General features: G+C 38.2%; 14 protein-coding genes. 5 read left to right on the top strand and 9 right to left on the bottom strand.

The window, feature by feature from the left end:
- Positions 1-4: 4 nt before the first annotated feature.
- A complete protein-coding gene (locus tag AC2G3J_RS13305; RefSeq protein WP_004721869.1) occupies positions 5-1,366 on the bottom strand; it encodes a dicarboxylate/amino acid:cation symporter in 1,362 nt (453 codons plus the stop codon).
- A gap of 419 nt (positions 1,367-1,785) precedes the next feature.
- On the opposite strand from AC2G3J_RS13305, the gene AC2G3J_RS13310 reads away from it, so the two are divergent.
- Entirely contained in the window at positions 1,786-2,781 is a 996-nt protein-coding gene (locus AC2G3J_RS13310) for a glycosyl transferase family protein (RefSeq protein ID WP_483770112.1), read from the top strand.
- A 30-nt stretch (positions 2,782-2,811) separates the two neighbouring features.
- On the opposite strand, the gene AC2G3J_RS13315 is transcribed toward AC2G3J_RS13310, so the two are convergent.
- The 3 genes from AC2G3J_RS13315 to AC2G3J_RS13325 all read right to left on the bottom strand — a co-directional run bounded on the left by AC2G3J_RS13315 (position 2,812) and on the right by AC2G3J_RS13325 (position 4,641).
- Positions 2,812-3,273: a hypothetical protein gene (locus tag AC2G3J_RS13315; RefSeq protein WP_483770113.1), complete on the bottom strand. Its 462-nt coding sequence runs from the start codon at positions 3,271-3,273 to the stop codon at positions 2,812-2,814.
- Between the two features lie 196 nt (positions 3,274-3,469).
- Entirely contained in the window at positions 3,470-3,736 is a 267-nt protein-coding gene (locus AC2G3J_RS13320) for a YeaC family protein (protein WP_004721875.1), read from the bottom strand.
- A 2-nt stretch (positions 3,737-3,738) separates the two neighbouring features.
- Positions 3,739-4,641 (bottom strand): NAD(+) kinase, encoded by a 903-nt coding sequence (locus AC2G3J_RS13325; RefSeq protein WP_004721877.1) that lies wholly within the window; start codon positions 4,639-4,641, stop codon positions 3,739-3,741.
- Between the two features lie 195 nt (positions 4,642-4,836).
- Here AC2G3J_RS13325 and mrcB point away from each other — a divergent pair, with 195 nt between their 5' ends.
- Together mrcB and AC2G3J_RS13335 are read left to right on the top strand one after the other, a co-directional pair.
- A complete protein-coding gene (mrcB, locus tag AC2G3J_RS13330; protein ID WP_035371136.1) occupies positions 4,837-7,230 on the top strand; it encodes a penicillin-binding protein 1B in 2,394 nt (797 codons plus the stop codon).
- A 46-nt stretch (positions 7,231-7,276) separates the two neighbouring features.
- Entirely contained in the window at positions 7,277-7,861 is a 585-nt protein-coding gene (locus tag AC2G3J_RS13335; protein ID WP_336954506.1) for a tetratricopeptide repeat protein, read from the top strand.
- Between the two features lie 26 nt (positions 7,862-7,887).
- Here the strand turns inward: AC2G3J_RS13335 and AC2G3J_RS13340 are convergent, their stop codons facing one another.
- A complete protein-coding gene (locus AC2G3J_RS13340) occupies positions 7,888-8,799 on the bottom strand; it encodes an NUDIX domain-containing protein (RefSeq protein ID WP_419360355.1) in 912 nt (303 codons plus the stop codon).
- Between the two features lie 140 nt (positions 8,800-8,939).
- On the opposite strand from AC2G3J_RS13340, the gene hemP reads away from it, so the two are divergent.
- Positions 8,940-9,110: a hemin uptake protein HemP gene (hemP, locus tag AC2G3J_RS13345; RefSeq protein WP_004721884.1), complete on the top strand. Its 171-nt coding sequence runs from the start codon at positions 8,940-8,942 to the stop codon at positions 9,108-9,110.
- Between the two features lie 191 nt (positions 9,111-9,301).
- Here hemP and AC2G3J_RS13350 read toward each other — a convergent pair whose 3' ends face one another.
- The 4 genes from AC2G3J_RS13350 to tfpB all read right to left on the bottom strand — a co-directional run bounded on the left by AC2G3J_RS13350 (position 9,302) and on the right by tfpB (position 13,724).
- Positions 9,302-10,636 (bottom strand): sensor histidine kinase, encoded by a 1,335-nt coding sequence (locus AC2G3J_RS13350; protein ID WP_483770114.1) that lies wholly within the window; start codon positions 10,634-10,636, stop codon positions 9,302-9,304.
- Between the two features lie 40 nt (positions 10,637-10,676).
- Positions 10,677-11,342, bottom strand: coding sequence for a response regulator transcription factor (locus tag AC2G3J_RS13355; RefSeq protein ID WP_004721888.1), 666 nt, complete (start codon positions 11,340-11,342; stop codon positions 10,677-10,679).
- Between the two features lie 163 nt (positions 11,343-11,505).
- Positions 11,506-11,865, bottom strand: a complete 360-nt coding sequence (locus AC2G3J_RS13360) for a NirD/YgiW/YdeI family stress tolerance protein (RefSeq protein WP_336954503.1) — start codon at positions 11,863-11,865, stop codon at positions 11,506-11,508.
- A gap of 101 nt (positions 11,866-11,966) precedes the next feature.
- Complete coding sequence (gene tfpB, locus AC2G3J_RS13365) at positions 11,967-13,724, bottom strand: type IV pilus assembly ATPase TfpB (RefSeq protein ID WP_336954502.1); 1,758 nt, start codon at positions 13,722-13,724, stop codon at positions 11,967-11,969.
- A 174-nt stretch (positions 13,725-13,898) separates the two neighbouring features.
- Here tfpB and AC2G3J_RS13370 point away from each other — a divergent pair, with 174 nt between their 5' ends.
- Positions 13,899-15,158 carry an MgtC/SapB family protein gene (locus AC2G3J_RS13370; RefSeq protein ID WP_483770115.1) on the top strand — a complete coding sequence of 420 codons (1,260 nt, stop codon included), beginning with the start codon at positions 13,899-13,901 and terminating at the stop codon, positions 15,156-15,158.
- Positions 15,159-15,255 lie beyond the last annotated feature (97 nt).

Consider the following 15,255-nt stretch of genomic DNA (forward strand, 5'->3'; position numbering starts at 1 on the left):
AAAATTAAGACTTCTGCAAATCCAATTGAGGTTGATTTGATTCTTCAAGCATTTTACGATCCACTTCAGCTGGGTTATTTAAAGCATCATTGAGCTTCTCAACATCCAGCTTTCCGACCCACTTGGCAACCACAATCGTTGCCAAAGAGTTACCCACCAAGTTAGTCAATGCACGTGCTTCAGACATGAAACGGTCAATCCCTAAAATTAAAGCCAAACCAGCGACTGGGATATTACCTACAGCAGCCAAAGTTGCTGCCATTACAATAAAGCCTGAACCAGTTACACCTGCTGCGCCTTTTGATGAAATCAACAAGACTGCAAGCAAGGTAATTTCATGCCAAATATCCAGTTGAGTATTGGTTGCTTGTGCAATAAAGATCGCCGCCATAGTCAAATAAATAGAGGTACCATCAAGGTTAAATGAATAACCTGTTGGAATTACCAAGCCAACCACAGACTTTTCACAGCCAGCAATTTCAAGCTTTTTCAGCATACGTGGTAATACAGATTCTGAAGAAGATGTCCCCAATACAATCAACAATTCTTCACGAATCATACGAATCATTTTTAAAATGCTAAATCCGCAGAAACGACTGATTGAACCTAGAATAATAAAGATAAACAACAAACACGTGATATAGAAACAAAGAATTAACTGCGCAAGTTGCGCTAAGCTACCAATCCCATACTTTCCAATGGTAAATGCCATCGCACCAAAAGCACCGATTGGCGCAAGTTTCATAATCATATTCACAATGTTAAAGAACACATGCGAAATTTGATCAATCAATCTTAATACTGGTTTTCCAGCATCGCCAAGTTTATGTAATGCAAAACCAAACAATAAGGCAAATAAAAGAACTTGTAGAATTTCACCTTCTGCAAATGCACCCACAACGGTATTTGGAATGATATGCAAAAAGAAATCAACGGTAGATTGTGATGCACCTGATTCCACATACTTACTGATACCAGTGGTATCTAAAGTCGCAGGATCAACATTCATACCAACGCCCGGTTTGGCGATATTGATAACAACTAAACCAATAATCAGGGCAATGGTAGATACGACTTCAAAGTATAAAAGTGCAATACCACCGGTCTTACCCACTGATTTCATGCTTTCCATGCCCGCAATCCCACTGACCACGGTACAGAAAATCACAGGGGCGATAATCATTTTAATGAGCTTAATAAAAGCATCACCTAAAGGTTTGAGTTGTTCGCCTAAACCAGGAACACTTTTCTCTACACCATTGATCAATTGAGTACCACTTGGAAAGTAGTGCCCTACTATCACACCCAAAATAATGGCAACAATCACTTGAAAATAGAGTGACTTATACAGCGGTTTCTTAGCCATGATAATTACTTCTTTCTATATTTCTGTTTGAAGAAATATCCAATGTTAATGCTACCATTTGCTGACACAGCCCAAAATCCCGATAAAAACTTCTGGGAAGTCGGTTTTTAGCAAATAAAAATTCCTTCAGAAAACGACAGTTTTCCAAAACAATGACAACGAATGACGATATTTAAGATTTATTCTCGCTGGCACCTTGGCCAAAAGAATAAATACAGAACAGGAGATAAAAAATAAAACGCTCTTCAAGGCTATTTTAATTAATTTTTGATGATCAATCTCTATGCAAATGTTAATTTCGCCTAACATCTGTGCAATTTATGCTTAGACCTTAGTCTAATATCGTCTATATCTATACGATTTAGATCCATTTATGGCATAGTGTATTCCACTGTCTCCTCTCCCTTGATCCATTTGACATGAATACAAAACGCAATCTTTATAAAGACTTTGAACATCCTTTTGCGCAGTTTGTGCGAATTGTTGGTAAAGGGAAAAATGGTGCACGATCATTAACTTATGATGAAGCTTATCAAGCTTTTTCAATGATTTTGAAAAATGAAGTCTTAGACGTACAACTTGGCGCATTTTTAATGTTGCTTCGGGTCAAAGAAGAGTCTGTAGATGAACTGACAGGCTTTGTCCAAGCGACCAAAGACCAATTGAATTTTCAACCACTTGCTGTGGATTTAGATTGGTCATCTTATGCAGGTAAACGCAAACATTACCCGTGGTTTTTATTGGCAGCCTTAACACTCTCAAAGCATGGCTATAAGATCGTGATGCATGGTGCATCAGGGCATACCATGAACCGTGTGTATACTGAACAAGTCTTAGAATACTTAGGCTTTCCAATTTGCCAAAATGAAGTACAGGTCAAACAGCAACTAGACACCCAAAATTTTGCTTATTTGCCTTTAAATGTAATCTCTCCAATCTTGGCAGATTTGATCAATCTTAGGAATGTGATGGGTTTACGCTCACCGATTCACACACTGGCTCGTTTGATTAATCCATTCAATGCCAAAGCAACCTTACAGGCAATTTTCCACCCTGCTTATCGTAGTTCACATCAACAAGCTGCCTTTCAATTAGGTTATAAAAATAGTGCTGTGATTAAAGGTGAAGGTGGCGAGTTTGAGCGCAATCCAGATGCCAAAACCCTCATCTGTGGTATTCAAGATGGTGAACTTTATGAACATGAATTGCCTAAATTAACCGATAACCGCAGCCCAACAGAAGAACAGCTTGATCTCGCTGTTTTTAAAGCGGTTTGGGAAGGCCAACAAGCACATGAGTATGGAGAAATTGCCATCACTGAAACAATGGGCATTGCTTTATATACCATGGTTATTGTAAATAACTATCCAGAAGCCATGAGTAAAGCAAAACATCTTTGGAACACGCGTTTCTAATTTCATCTTTAAACACAAGCGTGAACGTTATTAATTACGCTTTTGGATAAAATAAAAATCAGCCCAATAGGGATAACTTTTTCCTGAGGAATGAATATTGATGAGTTGCAACTGATCACCTATTTTGACATCGATATTATTGGATTGATAAGGACCAGATAAATAAGCATCTTTTTGCTTTCCAATCAGACTTGAACAATACAGATGATGGGTTTTTATCTTTTTTGATGCGTCGGCTGTATAAGCATTACGGATCTTTATACCAATTAACAGCATGGGATAACCATCATTTTTAATTGATGTATATTGTGTAACAGGCGTTTGGAAATTTTGACTTGCGGTTACGGTAACATCTAATAAACATTGAATACTTCTTGCATCACTTGTTCGCTCAGCGAATACACTGGTCGAAATTGCAGTGATACAAAATAAACTGAGTCGAGCAAGCTTTATTATTTTTAGTCGCGTTATTGTTTTGAGCAGCTTGAGCATTTTAATCTCTTTATCGTTTTTTAAGATTTTTATCATTCTGAATATCTTTATCACCTTATTACGCACTTCTCGTTTAAACGTATTTATCTTTTTAATAGCATCATGATTGAAACAGTTTAAATATTATTGTTTTTTAAATTGAGTGTTTGAATCACAAAGTGAAACTACTTTGTGATTCAAGGGTTCTTTTGCTCAGTTAGATAAAACGAATCGGTTTAAATTCTGGCTCAGGCACATGCGAATCACATTCCTCACCTTCTTCTTTATGCCCTTTATCAATATAACCTGTACGTTCTTTTTCAGGTATATTCTGATGTTCCCAAGCAATCACTGCTTGCATACAGGTTTGACGTTGCTCAGCAGTCAACGCCACACCATTTGGCCATTTACCAATTTCTACCGCAGTTTTTAAACGCTCAACAATGTCAGCATCTAAAATAGAAAGCATCTGTTCAATATTCATGGTCAATCCCGCTGAAAAGAATCAAAATCTTGATTCCAGCCAAGTTTAGTACGACAAGCCATATAGAAGTCATAACCTGGTGGATGTAAAAGTATTAGTTTGAAGGGATGTTTACGAATATGCAAACTATCACCGACATTTAATGAAACGCTATGCTGTCCATCGGCACTGACCATCGGCAACACACGGTTTTCACGAATCAATATCTTAATTTCGCTTTGCCCACCCACCACAATCGGTCTTGATGACAACGTATGTGGGTGCATTGGAACCAAAGCAATCGCATCCATACTTGGATGTAAAATTGGTCCGCCACCAGATAAGGCATATGCCGTTGAACCTGTCGGAGTCGATACAATTAAACCATCGCTGTGTTGGCGATAAACATATTGCCCATCAATGTTCAGCTCAAAATCAATCATATGAACAGATTTACCAGAATGAAGTACCACATCATTCAAAGCGATTGCATCATAAATTATTTCATTTTTACTGCGAATTTCAATTTCCAATAAGAAGCGACGATCAAGCTGAAACTCACCTTTTAAAACTTGATCTAACTTAAACAGCACTTCAGTGGGTTTTATATCTGTTAAAAAACCTAAGCGACCGCGGTTCACCCCAAGTACAGGAATATTGTATTTTACCAATGCACGTGCAGCATGTAATAAAGAACCATCACCACCCACAACAATAACCAAATCAACCACTTCACCGAGCAGATTCTTACTGACAGTTTGTGTATTGGTATAAGGTACAAGTTGTGCTGTAGCTGTATCAAAAACTGGATGCAGACCCAAACTTAATAAATGATCGTGTATAAGACAAAGCGTATCAACCACAGATGATTTATCTGGTCTTCCAATTAAACCGATATTACGAAAGGTCTTTGGTGAAATTTGCACAGACGCGGTAGCTCCACTGAAATTCTGAGATATAATAACACTCTCAGTATATGTTTATAAAATCATTCATATACGAAAAATAACGAGAATGTTTAAAAAGCCTTTAAATTTGTGTATTTCACAGATTTATTATTGCAAAATTAAGAAAAGCTTCGCATGATTAGCGAAAATAAATTTGGGTATTATTATCTGTATATGAAGACCGAACGTGGTATAGGCTTAATTGCACTGATTTTTTGTGTATTAATTATTGCAGTATTTCTCGCATTTAGCGTCTACTTAATTCGCCTCGACAATGTTATTCGAGATAAGTTTGAAGGCAATCGCTGGGATATTCCTGCGAAAGTATTCGCTCGTCCATTAGAAATCTATGCAACTGCGCCAATTGCCCAAATAGAGTTTGAACAAGAACTCAAATTACTCGGTTATAAAAACAGTGATAGCTATACCAAATCGGGAACCTATATTACCCAACCGAATACAATTTACGTTCATACACGTGGCTTTGACTTTGGTGACAGTGTAGATCCAGAACAAGTCCTACAAGTGACCTTTGCTGGTGATACTGTTACAGATGTAAAAGCCACCAAACCGACCAATACTGGGATCGCACGTTTAGAGCCAATGTTAATTGGTGGTATCTACCCGCAACACAATGAAGACCGTGTCCTCATTAAATTAAATAAAGTTCCTAAGCCTTTGATTGAAGCTTTAATCGCAACAGAGGATAGAAACTTTTATCGCCATCATGGTATTTCATTCCGTGGTACAGCGCGTGCATTACTCAGTAACGTGACCGGTGGTAAACGTCAGGGTGGTTCAACACTCACCCAACAGTTGGTTAAGAACTTTTTCTTAACCCCTGAAAAGACCTTAAAACGTAAAGTGAATGAAGCCCTGATGTCGCTGTTATTAGAGCTTCATTACAGCAAAGACGAAATTCTAGAAGCCTATTTAAATGAAGTGAATTTAGGTCAAAGTGGTAACTATTCTGTCAATGGTTATGGCTTAGCTTCACAATTCTATTTCGGCTTACCACTCAGCGAATTAAATATTTCACAACAAGCATTTTTGGTCGGATTAGTTCAAGGTCCTACCCTATTTAACCCTTGGAAAAATCCTGAAGGCGCAAAAAAACGTCGCGATATTGTGCTAAATAATATGCTGGTGATGGGATACTTAGACCAAGCGCAATATGAAAAAGAAATTGCACGTCCGCTTAATGTGGTTCGTAAACCAACATTAGGTACAGCAAGCTTCCCAGACTTCTTAGATATTGTACGTCGTCAACTTAAAACTGAATACCAAGAATCAGATTTAACCAACCAAGGTTTAAGAATTTTTACGACACTTGATCCAATTGCACAAACTAGAGTGCAAAAGAGCTTTAGAGAAACGGTGAGCCGTTTAGCCAATGCGAACCCAGCAAGATTAAAAGACCTACAAGGCGCTGTTTTAGTTACTCGCCCTGAAAATGGCGAATTAATTGCCGCTGTTGGTTCAACCCAAGACTTTACTGGCTTTAACCGTACTGTAGATGCTAAACGTCAAGTGGGTTCTTTGCTTAAACCTGTGATTTATTTAAGCGCGTTGGAATCAGGTCGTTATAACTGGGCATCACAAATCGAAGATGCGCCGATTAGTTTACCTGTCAGTGGTAATCAAACTTGGACGCCAAAGAACTATAGTGGAACAGGTCATGGCTATGTTCCGATGTCCCAAGCTTTAGCAAACTCATATAACTTGTCTGCTGTGCGTTTAGGTAATGAATTTGGGATCTCTACTTTTAGCAATAACTTGTCTAAATTTGGCGTGACCTCAAAGATTCCAAACTACCCATCTATTTTCCTTGGGGCTGTTGATATGTCACCAATGGAGGTGATGAGTATTTATGGTAATTTTGCAACAGGTGGATTTAAATATCCAACCAAAGCCATCCGTACTGTTGTAGATTCTAATGGTCGTTTATTAGAACGTTTTGGTTTAAATGTACAACAGACCATAGACCCTTCTGCTGCCTTCTTATTGAACTTTGGCTTACAACAAGTCATGTCCGCAGGTACAGGTAAAGCGGCTTACAACACATTACCAGCTGACCTCAAACTTGCGGGTAAATCAGGTACAACCAACGATACCCGTGATTCTTGGTTTGCTGGATACTCAGGCAATAATTTAGCAGTGGTGTGGTTAGGCTTAGACAACAATAAAATTACTGGGCTTACAGGTTCATCAGGTGCATTACCTGTCTGGATCAATGTCATGAAGCAATTACGCCAAAAACCAGTGAATTTACGTCAAACAGATGATATTTCATGGCAATGGATTGACTCTCGAACTGGGGAGCTTTCAGCACAAGGCTGTGAAGGCGCGCTATATATTCCATTATTACGCCACACTGTCCCTAATCGTGCTACAGAGTGCGGCATGCCATATTATCAAGTTGATCCTCAATCCACACCTGATACGCAACAAAACACTTCACAACCACATTCAAGTGATAGTATAGAAAACTATATTCGCGAAAGTGAAGACAGTTTAGATCAGGACTCAAGAGGTCATGTGATCTCGAGTGGTAGTTATAACAACTAGGGTCTGTTAAATATACGGGTAAATTGGCTTTAAATAGGAATTTGTGATGAAACGAAATGTAAGCACAATCGCTTATATTCTAAGTTTAAGCGGACTATTAACTTTGGCTGGGTGTCAAACAACACCCCAACAAAATTCTAAACCGAGCAAATCTGTTGAAAAGCCAAAATCTAAACAACCTGACTATGGGGTTGCTACACCAGATGGGGTAAAAATTACCCCTTATGAACGCCCTGAAATTAAACGTGAAAAAGTTCCTGTCGTGATTGCTCCGCAATCCAAGCCTCAAACGCAAAAATTTGAGGATGGGGAAAATATCCCAGCATTTAAACAGCTCATCCAACAAACTCAAACCGCATATCAAAAGGGCCAATGGGATGAAGCTGAACGTTATGCAATCCATGCACAACGTATAGCACCACAATCGGCACAAGTGTTCTCTTATTTGGCTCAAATTGCCAATCAGAAGAAACAGTATGCGAATGCTGAATCTCTAGCGCGACGTGGTTTAAGTTATGCGCAAAGTCCATCCCAAAAGAAAACCTTTTGGAATGTTATTTTGCAGGCTGCTCAGCAATTAAAAAGTCAACAGAGCATCGCAGAAGCGCAAAAACAGTTACAACGCTTATAACTGTTTAAGCCAATATCTCTGCTCGATTAAAAATTTCGAATCCCAGCAATCCCGTATGCATAATGCTGTTGTGCAATCGCTAAATCAGCTTGGCTTAATCCGCCCAATGCAAAGATGGGTAAATCACAGGTCTTGGCATATTCAGCAAATTTTTCCCATCCAAGCGCATGGGCTTCAGGATGGGTCTGGGTTGCAAATACGGGACTTAAAATCACAGCATCAAAACCCAATGTCTGTGCTCGCTGTATAGACACCAGATCATGACATGCTGCTATACAACGTAGACCGATTGGTAACTGCCCAATGTGTAAATCCATCAATTGATGCTGTTTATAATGTACAGCAGCTATACTTTTTTGAAGATGCTCAGACAACTGTTGCCACAGCTCTATATTGACAATCAAGCGAGATAAGGCATTTGGAGCTAACTGTGAAATTTGTGTTACAGCAACCTGATCTGCAATCGTTCTAAAATAAAAAAATTGCGCGTTGTCATTTGGACTTTTTTCTATGCTCAATGCTGAAAGATTGTCGGAGATTTTAATTTGATGCGACCAGTACAAGCGTTGAATGATCGCTTGATTGGCTTTAGGAAAATTAAGCGCAAATAGTTGATCACGTCCATACCATGTCCAAGGTTTCTGAATATCATGCAAATATTGTTCAGGAACCGTAGCATGAAAAAAATGGAGAAACACTTCAACATCATCATAAACATGATGAATCAGGTCAAAAGCACGCCATTGCTCGATACCTATTCCAACTTCCTCAAAGATCTCTCGACGACATGCTTCGACAGGTGTTTCCCCTACTTCAATTTTGCCACCAGGAAATTCATATTTATTACCCTGATGCTGATCTGCATTGCGCCAACCGACCAACACCTTCCCACGATGAAGTAATAAAGCAATAGCCACATGAATATTGGGTTTAGACATAAAAATCGACACCTGAATTTTTAATGAATTGTAAGCAATTATAGAAATTTTATAAATGATAAAAATTATCGTTGACAGATCTATTCGATAATGATTATCATTTAAATCACTTAGACAGCACCCCACACGGAGTAACAATAATGAACGCACCTTTTAGCCTATTCACACGTAACACAGAAGCTCACCAATCTCTTCCGATGTTACATTCAAATAACTTATTTGCATTAGGGCGCGAAATTCGCATCATGCATGCTGGAGAAGAATATCGCTTACGTTTAACACGTAACAATCGTCTAATTTTGACCAAATAACTATAAAAACATTAAGTTAAAACAAAAAACGTGGGAACAAGCAGTATGAATCAGCGCATACTGCTTTTTAATTTTGTCAGTTGAATTTTAATGCTTGTCTATTGATTTTTATACAACACCCTATCTCTATAAAACAATCCACCAATGAAATGTTAAACATTCAATAAAAATGCCCATTTAATCGCACAGCTTTAACGTAAATAAACACAAACGCTCAAACCACCATATTCGGAAGCAGTAAACTGAATCTCTCCATGATGCAGATCGATCACCTTTTTACAAATTGACAAACCCAAGCCTGAACCTTGTGTTTTGCTCCCCAAAGCTCGGTAAAAACGTTCACCTAAACGATCTAAGATGTCTTGAGGAATACCCTCACCATCATTTTGGATTTCAAAGAAATTACAATTATTTAATGGTCCAATCTGAATATAAATATTGCCCTGTAATGGCGTATAACGAATTGCATTATCGACAAGATTGCGAATACAAATAAACAGTAATTCTTCATTTACATAGACCTGAACATCTTCGCTTTGAATATGAATCTGAATCTGCTTGTCATCTATAAATGGGGCCAAGCTATTTAACACATGCTGAGTCATTTGCCCCAGACTTATCCAAGTCTTCGGTAATTCACTGGCATCCGCTGGATCTAATCGTGCCAAAAGCAAAAGATTTTCAAGGACCAGCGTTCCTCGATTCACATCATTTTGAATACTATTGAGTTGCTGATAAATCTCAGGAACCTCTGCATATTTGCGTTGTAATAACTGCAAACGCATTTGTATCGCAGAAAGTGGCGAACGTAATTCATGTGATGCATCTGCGGTAAAACGTTGTTCAGCAATTAAAGCTTGATCTAGTCGAACAAGCATTTGATTAAGCTGATTAACCATCGGCTCAAGTTCTTTAAATGCAGGTTGTCGCTGAATTAAGCTGAGATCATTGGCATTTTTCTCAGCAATTTCCGTCGAAAGCAGTTGAATGGATTTAAATTGTTTTTTAACTGAGAAATGTAAAATCAGCCATTGCAGCAACCAGAGACTTAATAAAATCAATAAATAGCTGATAAAACTTTGTAATAAGTCTTTAAAACGGACACTTAAGGGCTGTACAACATAGACGCTTAACTGAGAATCTTGATCAATCGCTCTGTAGCTACGTAACAACTTATCCTTTGACCAAATAAATCCATATCCATTTCCTTCATGTTCAGATAGGAGATTGGCTTGACCTTGTTGCAAATCAAATTCGGGTGAGTGGGTCAACATCACCTCACCATTCATCAATCGGTACTGAATATCAAATTCATCACTTAACTCATCCAATTGAAAACCAGAAGTCGCACTTAAATCTGAGATCAGAAGCATATCTGCAACTTCATCCATGATTTCATCTTGTACCTTCATATTGTGATAAATCGAAAGGCTCACCAGAAGTATCAGCGCAAAAATACCTGCCACAATTGAACTTAGCATGGAGGTCTTAATCAGCTTGGTTTGTAGTGATACTGCCTGTGTCATATTCATCCTATTGAAATCATTAAAAGTAATGATGAAATATTCAATCTTGCTCTTTATTCATACGATAGCCCAAGCCACGGATTGTTTTGATCAAATGTCCACCAATCTTCTTACGCAATTGATAGATATAAACTTCAATCGCATTACTTTCAATTTCATCTCCCCAAGCATAAAGTGATTCTTCCAATTGCTCACGTGTCACAATATGTTCAGGCTTTTGCATCAATTTATATAAAATTTGAAATTCTTTTGCGGTGAGATGAACAACTTGCTGATCCTGAAATACCGTTTTCGCTTGAGTATCTAACACTAAATTTTCATATTTTATTTCATGTAAATTTGTGACTTGAGTTTGTCTGAGCTGTGCCCGTACTCGGGCAGATAATTCTTCTAAACTAAAAGGCTTTACCAGATAGTCATTTGCACCGAGATCCAAACCTTGCACACGATCTTGAATACTGTCTCTCGCCGTAAGAAAAATCACAGGAATTTCTGGAAATTGACGTTTTAACAGTTTGAGAATTTCATCACCAGTGGCTTTGGGCAAACCACGATCTAATAAGATACAGTCATATTGATGCTGTTCTATGGCTAAAATTGCATGATCACCACGTTCAACCCAATCTATATTGTAGCCATCCATTTCCAACCAAGATTTAATACTTTCAGCTTGTGAACTATCATCTTCAGCGAGCAAAATTCGCATAGAACCTCTCTCCTTTTAGGCAGACAAAGCCTTGATCAAAATAAAATCTGCTGTTTGTTGCTGTTCATACTTATTGAACATAGGTAAAGACCACATGCATACACATGTAGTCTTAGAGAATATAACTAGAATCTGCTGTGATTTGTTTTAATGGATAAAATAATTAAAAATTCACGGCATCCACATCAATTTCTACACGTTTTGTCGGTTTATAATCGATATCGACCTCACCAAACAATGTCACTGTAGCATTTGCCGCGATCGGTTTACCTTGCCATAATTCATCATCAATATCGACAGTAATGCTACCTGTGCTATCACGGAATTGATATTTTTCGTCACCGATTGCTTTGACCACGTTACCACGAAGCTGCACTTTGGTATCATCTTTCAATGTTAAAGCTTGTTTTACTGTGGTTAAACTTGGTGTAAGCGCTGATTGATTTACTGCTGTGTTTGCAGTGGCAAAACTTGTTAAACCAATCAAGCTTGTGGTTAAAATTGTTTTCGCAAGGATGTTCATTGTTGTGTCCTCATATCGGTTCATCGTTTCGATAGAAGCATTAAAACAAACCAACATGAGGTGAATCTTAGGATTTCTTCATTTGCTATTTTAAGTCAAAATTAATTTAAAGGCACAACTCTAAGGACTTCTTCCAGCGTGGTTATGCCTTCTAATACTTTACGTGCACCAGCAATTCTTAATGGTTCAATGCCTTCTTTTTTTGCCTGCATTTTTAAATCATCTAAAGTCACGCCTGCACTAATTCTCTGCTTTGCCTCAAGGCTAATTGGCATAAACTCGTAAATCCCAACACGACCTTTATAACCTGTTTGACGGCATTCCTCACACCCAACTGCTTTATATACAAAATTAGGCATTTTGGTCTGATAGCCAAATGTCAAATGTTTCCACTCTTGTTCATTGATAAAGGTTTCTTGTTTGCAATGCGGACAAAGCTTACGCACTAAACGCTGAGCCAATACTCCCAAAATCGTTGCAGCGGTTAAAAAAGGTTGCACACCTAAATCATGCAAACGTGTCAGACTTGATGGCGCATCATTGGTATGCAGAGTTGAAAGCACTAAATGACCTGTTAATGCAGCCTGAATGGCCATGTTGGCAGTATCTTGGTCACGAATTTCTCCAACCATAATAATATCTGGATCTTGACGCATCAAAGCACGGATACCATCAGCGAAACCTAGCTCAATCCCTTGATTGACCTGCATCTGGTTAAAACTTGGCTCCAACATCTCAATTGGATCTTCAATGGTACAGACGTTCACTTGCTCGGTTGCCAATTGTTTTAACGAAGAATAAAGCGTGGTAGTTTTACCTGAACCTGTGGGGCCAGTCACCAAAATAATGCCATGACTATGTTGAGTTAAAGCATGCCATTGTGCCAATAAATGTTCATCAAAACCTAATTGTTGGAAACTTCGTACCAAAACTTCTGGGTCGAAGATACGCATCACCAACTTTTCACCAAAAGCAGTTGGCAAAGTTGAAAGACGTAGCTCGGTTTCTTGCCCTTTCGGTGTTCGTGTTTTTAAACGCCCATCCTGAGGTTTACGTTTTTCTGCAACATTCATACGGCCTAAAATTTTAATCCGTGAAATAACTGCGGTTAAGGTATTGGCTGGCATATTATAAATTGTATGCAGTACCCCATCGATACGAAAACGAATTTTACCTTTTTCCTTACGCGGTTCTAAGTGAATATCACTCGCCCCTTGCTCAAAAGCAAACTGTAAAACCCAATCGACAAGTTTCACAATATGCTGATCATTGGCATCTGGATTCTGGGTATCACCCAATTGTAAAAGTGCTTCTACACCCTTATTTTCTTTATCATAGGCACTGGATTTTTGTGAGTTGCTGACCGCTTTACTGACTTGATAGTACTCAGTTAAATAACGTTGTAATAACTCAGGATTCAATACTACTTTTTCGATTTTTTTTGGACTTAAACTACGTTCTAAATTATGTACCCAATCCGTTATAAAAGGCTGTGCTGTACCAATCAGAATTTTATCGGCACTGACTTCAACTGCTAAAATTTTATTTCTTATTGCAAACTCTTGTGACATGACATTGGTTAGTGAAGTCACATCGGCCTTTAATGGATCAATCGTAAATGAATTGAGTTCGGCTTTTTCAGCTAACCATTCTGTTAGCGTAGTCAATGTCAGTCTTTTTATTGGATTTTTAGCATCGACGAGCTTAAAGCTGGCAATCCATTGCAAAGGATGCCACTTCAACTGATCGCGTTGTCGATGGGTGGTTTGTACCAATAGTTTTTCACGCTCTGTAATACGACCATCTTTTAATAATTGTTCTAAACACCAAGCTGTATCAATTTCAAAATTAAATTGCATTGTTATATCCCCGAAACTCAATCTACTATAACAAAATTAATTGTTGTATTTCTTGGATTTTCTAAATTCAATAATGTATTTAACGTAAGGCTAAAAAATAAACTTTTGTTTTTCTAAAACTTTGCGATACATTGAAATCATTCTATTAATTCATGGTCTTATTTGGAGAGCACTATGAATTTTATATCGCTATATCCATTTTCATTTGGCTCTTATACTGATTTCCTCACCATCATTGCGGCTGCATTGGGTTGTGGTCTACTTATCGGTCTTGAACGTGAACGAAGTCAGCAACGTGAAAATCAAAATAGTTTTGCGGGTTTAAGGTCTTTTGCTATTTGTGCTTTACTTGGTGCTGTTTGTTTTTTGTTTGGTCCCTATTTTGGCATTGTGGGTGCATTCATTACAGGTGGTATCGTCATTTATTCTTTAAAGAATCAAACTGATGATCCCGGTATAACTACTGAAATTGCATTTATACTCACTTATTTTATCGGTGGAATGTGCGTTTGGAATATTTCTTTTGCCGCAGGTTTATCGGTCATCCTCACCGTCTTGTTGATGACCAAACATTCTATGCATGGCATTGCCGGGAAATGGATTACAGAATCTGAATTTAAAGATGGAATTTTCTTACTGGCATTGTTATTAATTGCATTGCCACTGACACCAAACAAAGCTTTATGGGGTGCTGTGCTTAACCCCTATGTTATTTTAAAATTACTCACCTTAATCTTGGCGGTGCAAGCACTTGCACATATTGCCAAACGATTATTGTCATCAAAAAATGCTATGCTGTTGTCTTCGCTTGCTTCAGGTTTTGTTTCCAGTACCGCTACCATTGCCAGCTTAGGATTAGAAGTCCGAAATGGACGTGCAGAAGCCAAAGCCAATGCTGGGGCAGCATTAATGTCTTGCGTGGCAACCCTACTACAACTCATGATTATTGTGATCGGTATCAGTATTACTTGGTTCAAACTCATTGTACTGCCCTGCCTAATCGCTATCGCGATCCTAACCATTTTTGCCTTATGGTTTATGCGTCACACACAACTGATTGAGAATAACCAGCTTGTAGATAGTCGTATGTTTAGTCTAAATGAAGCAGCCATTATTGCAGTGTCGTTAACCTTGATTCAGGCGGGTGTATATGGGCTAAATCTTTTATTGGGTGATGCGGGTTTAATTGCAGGTACGCTTTTGGCCTCATTATTTGAAATTCATGGCGCTTTGGCCACAATTGTCATTCAGGGAGAACCGAGTAATCACATCTTATCTCTCGCCTTTGTTTTAGGTTTAGCAGCACATGCCATTGCGAAATCGATAAATGCATTTTTAAGTGGTGGCAGCCGCTATGCCTTGATCTTTGCTCCAATTCAAATTTTGCATATGACGATGTTTATTACAGTTTTTGTTTGGGTTCTTCAATATTAAAGCACTTTTTGCAAGGATGAAATTGAAAAGCAGCAAAATTATTTTAAGATTTCGATCAATATATAATTATAAAAATTAAGAGAATTTTAAAATTTCA

This window comes from Acinetobacter legionensis (assembly GCF_057165765.1).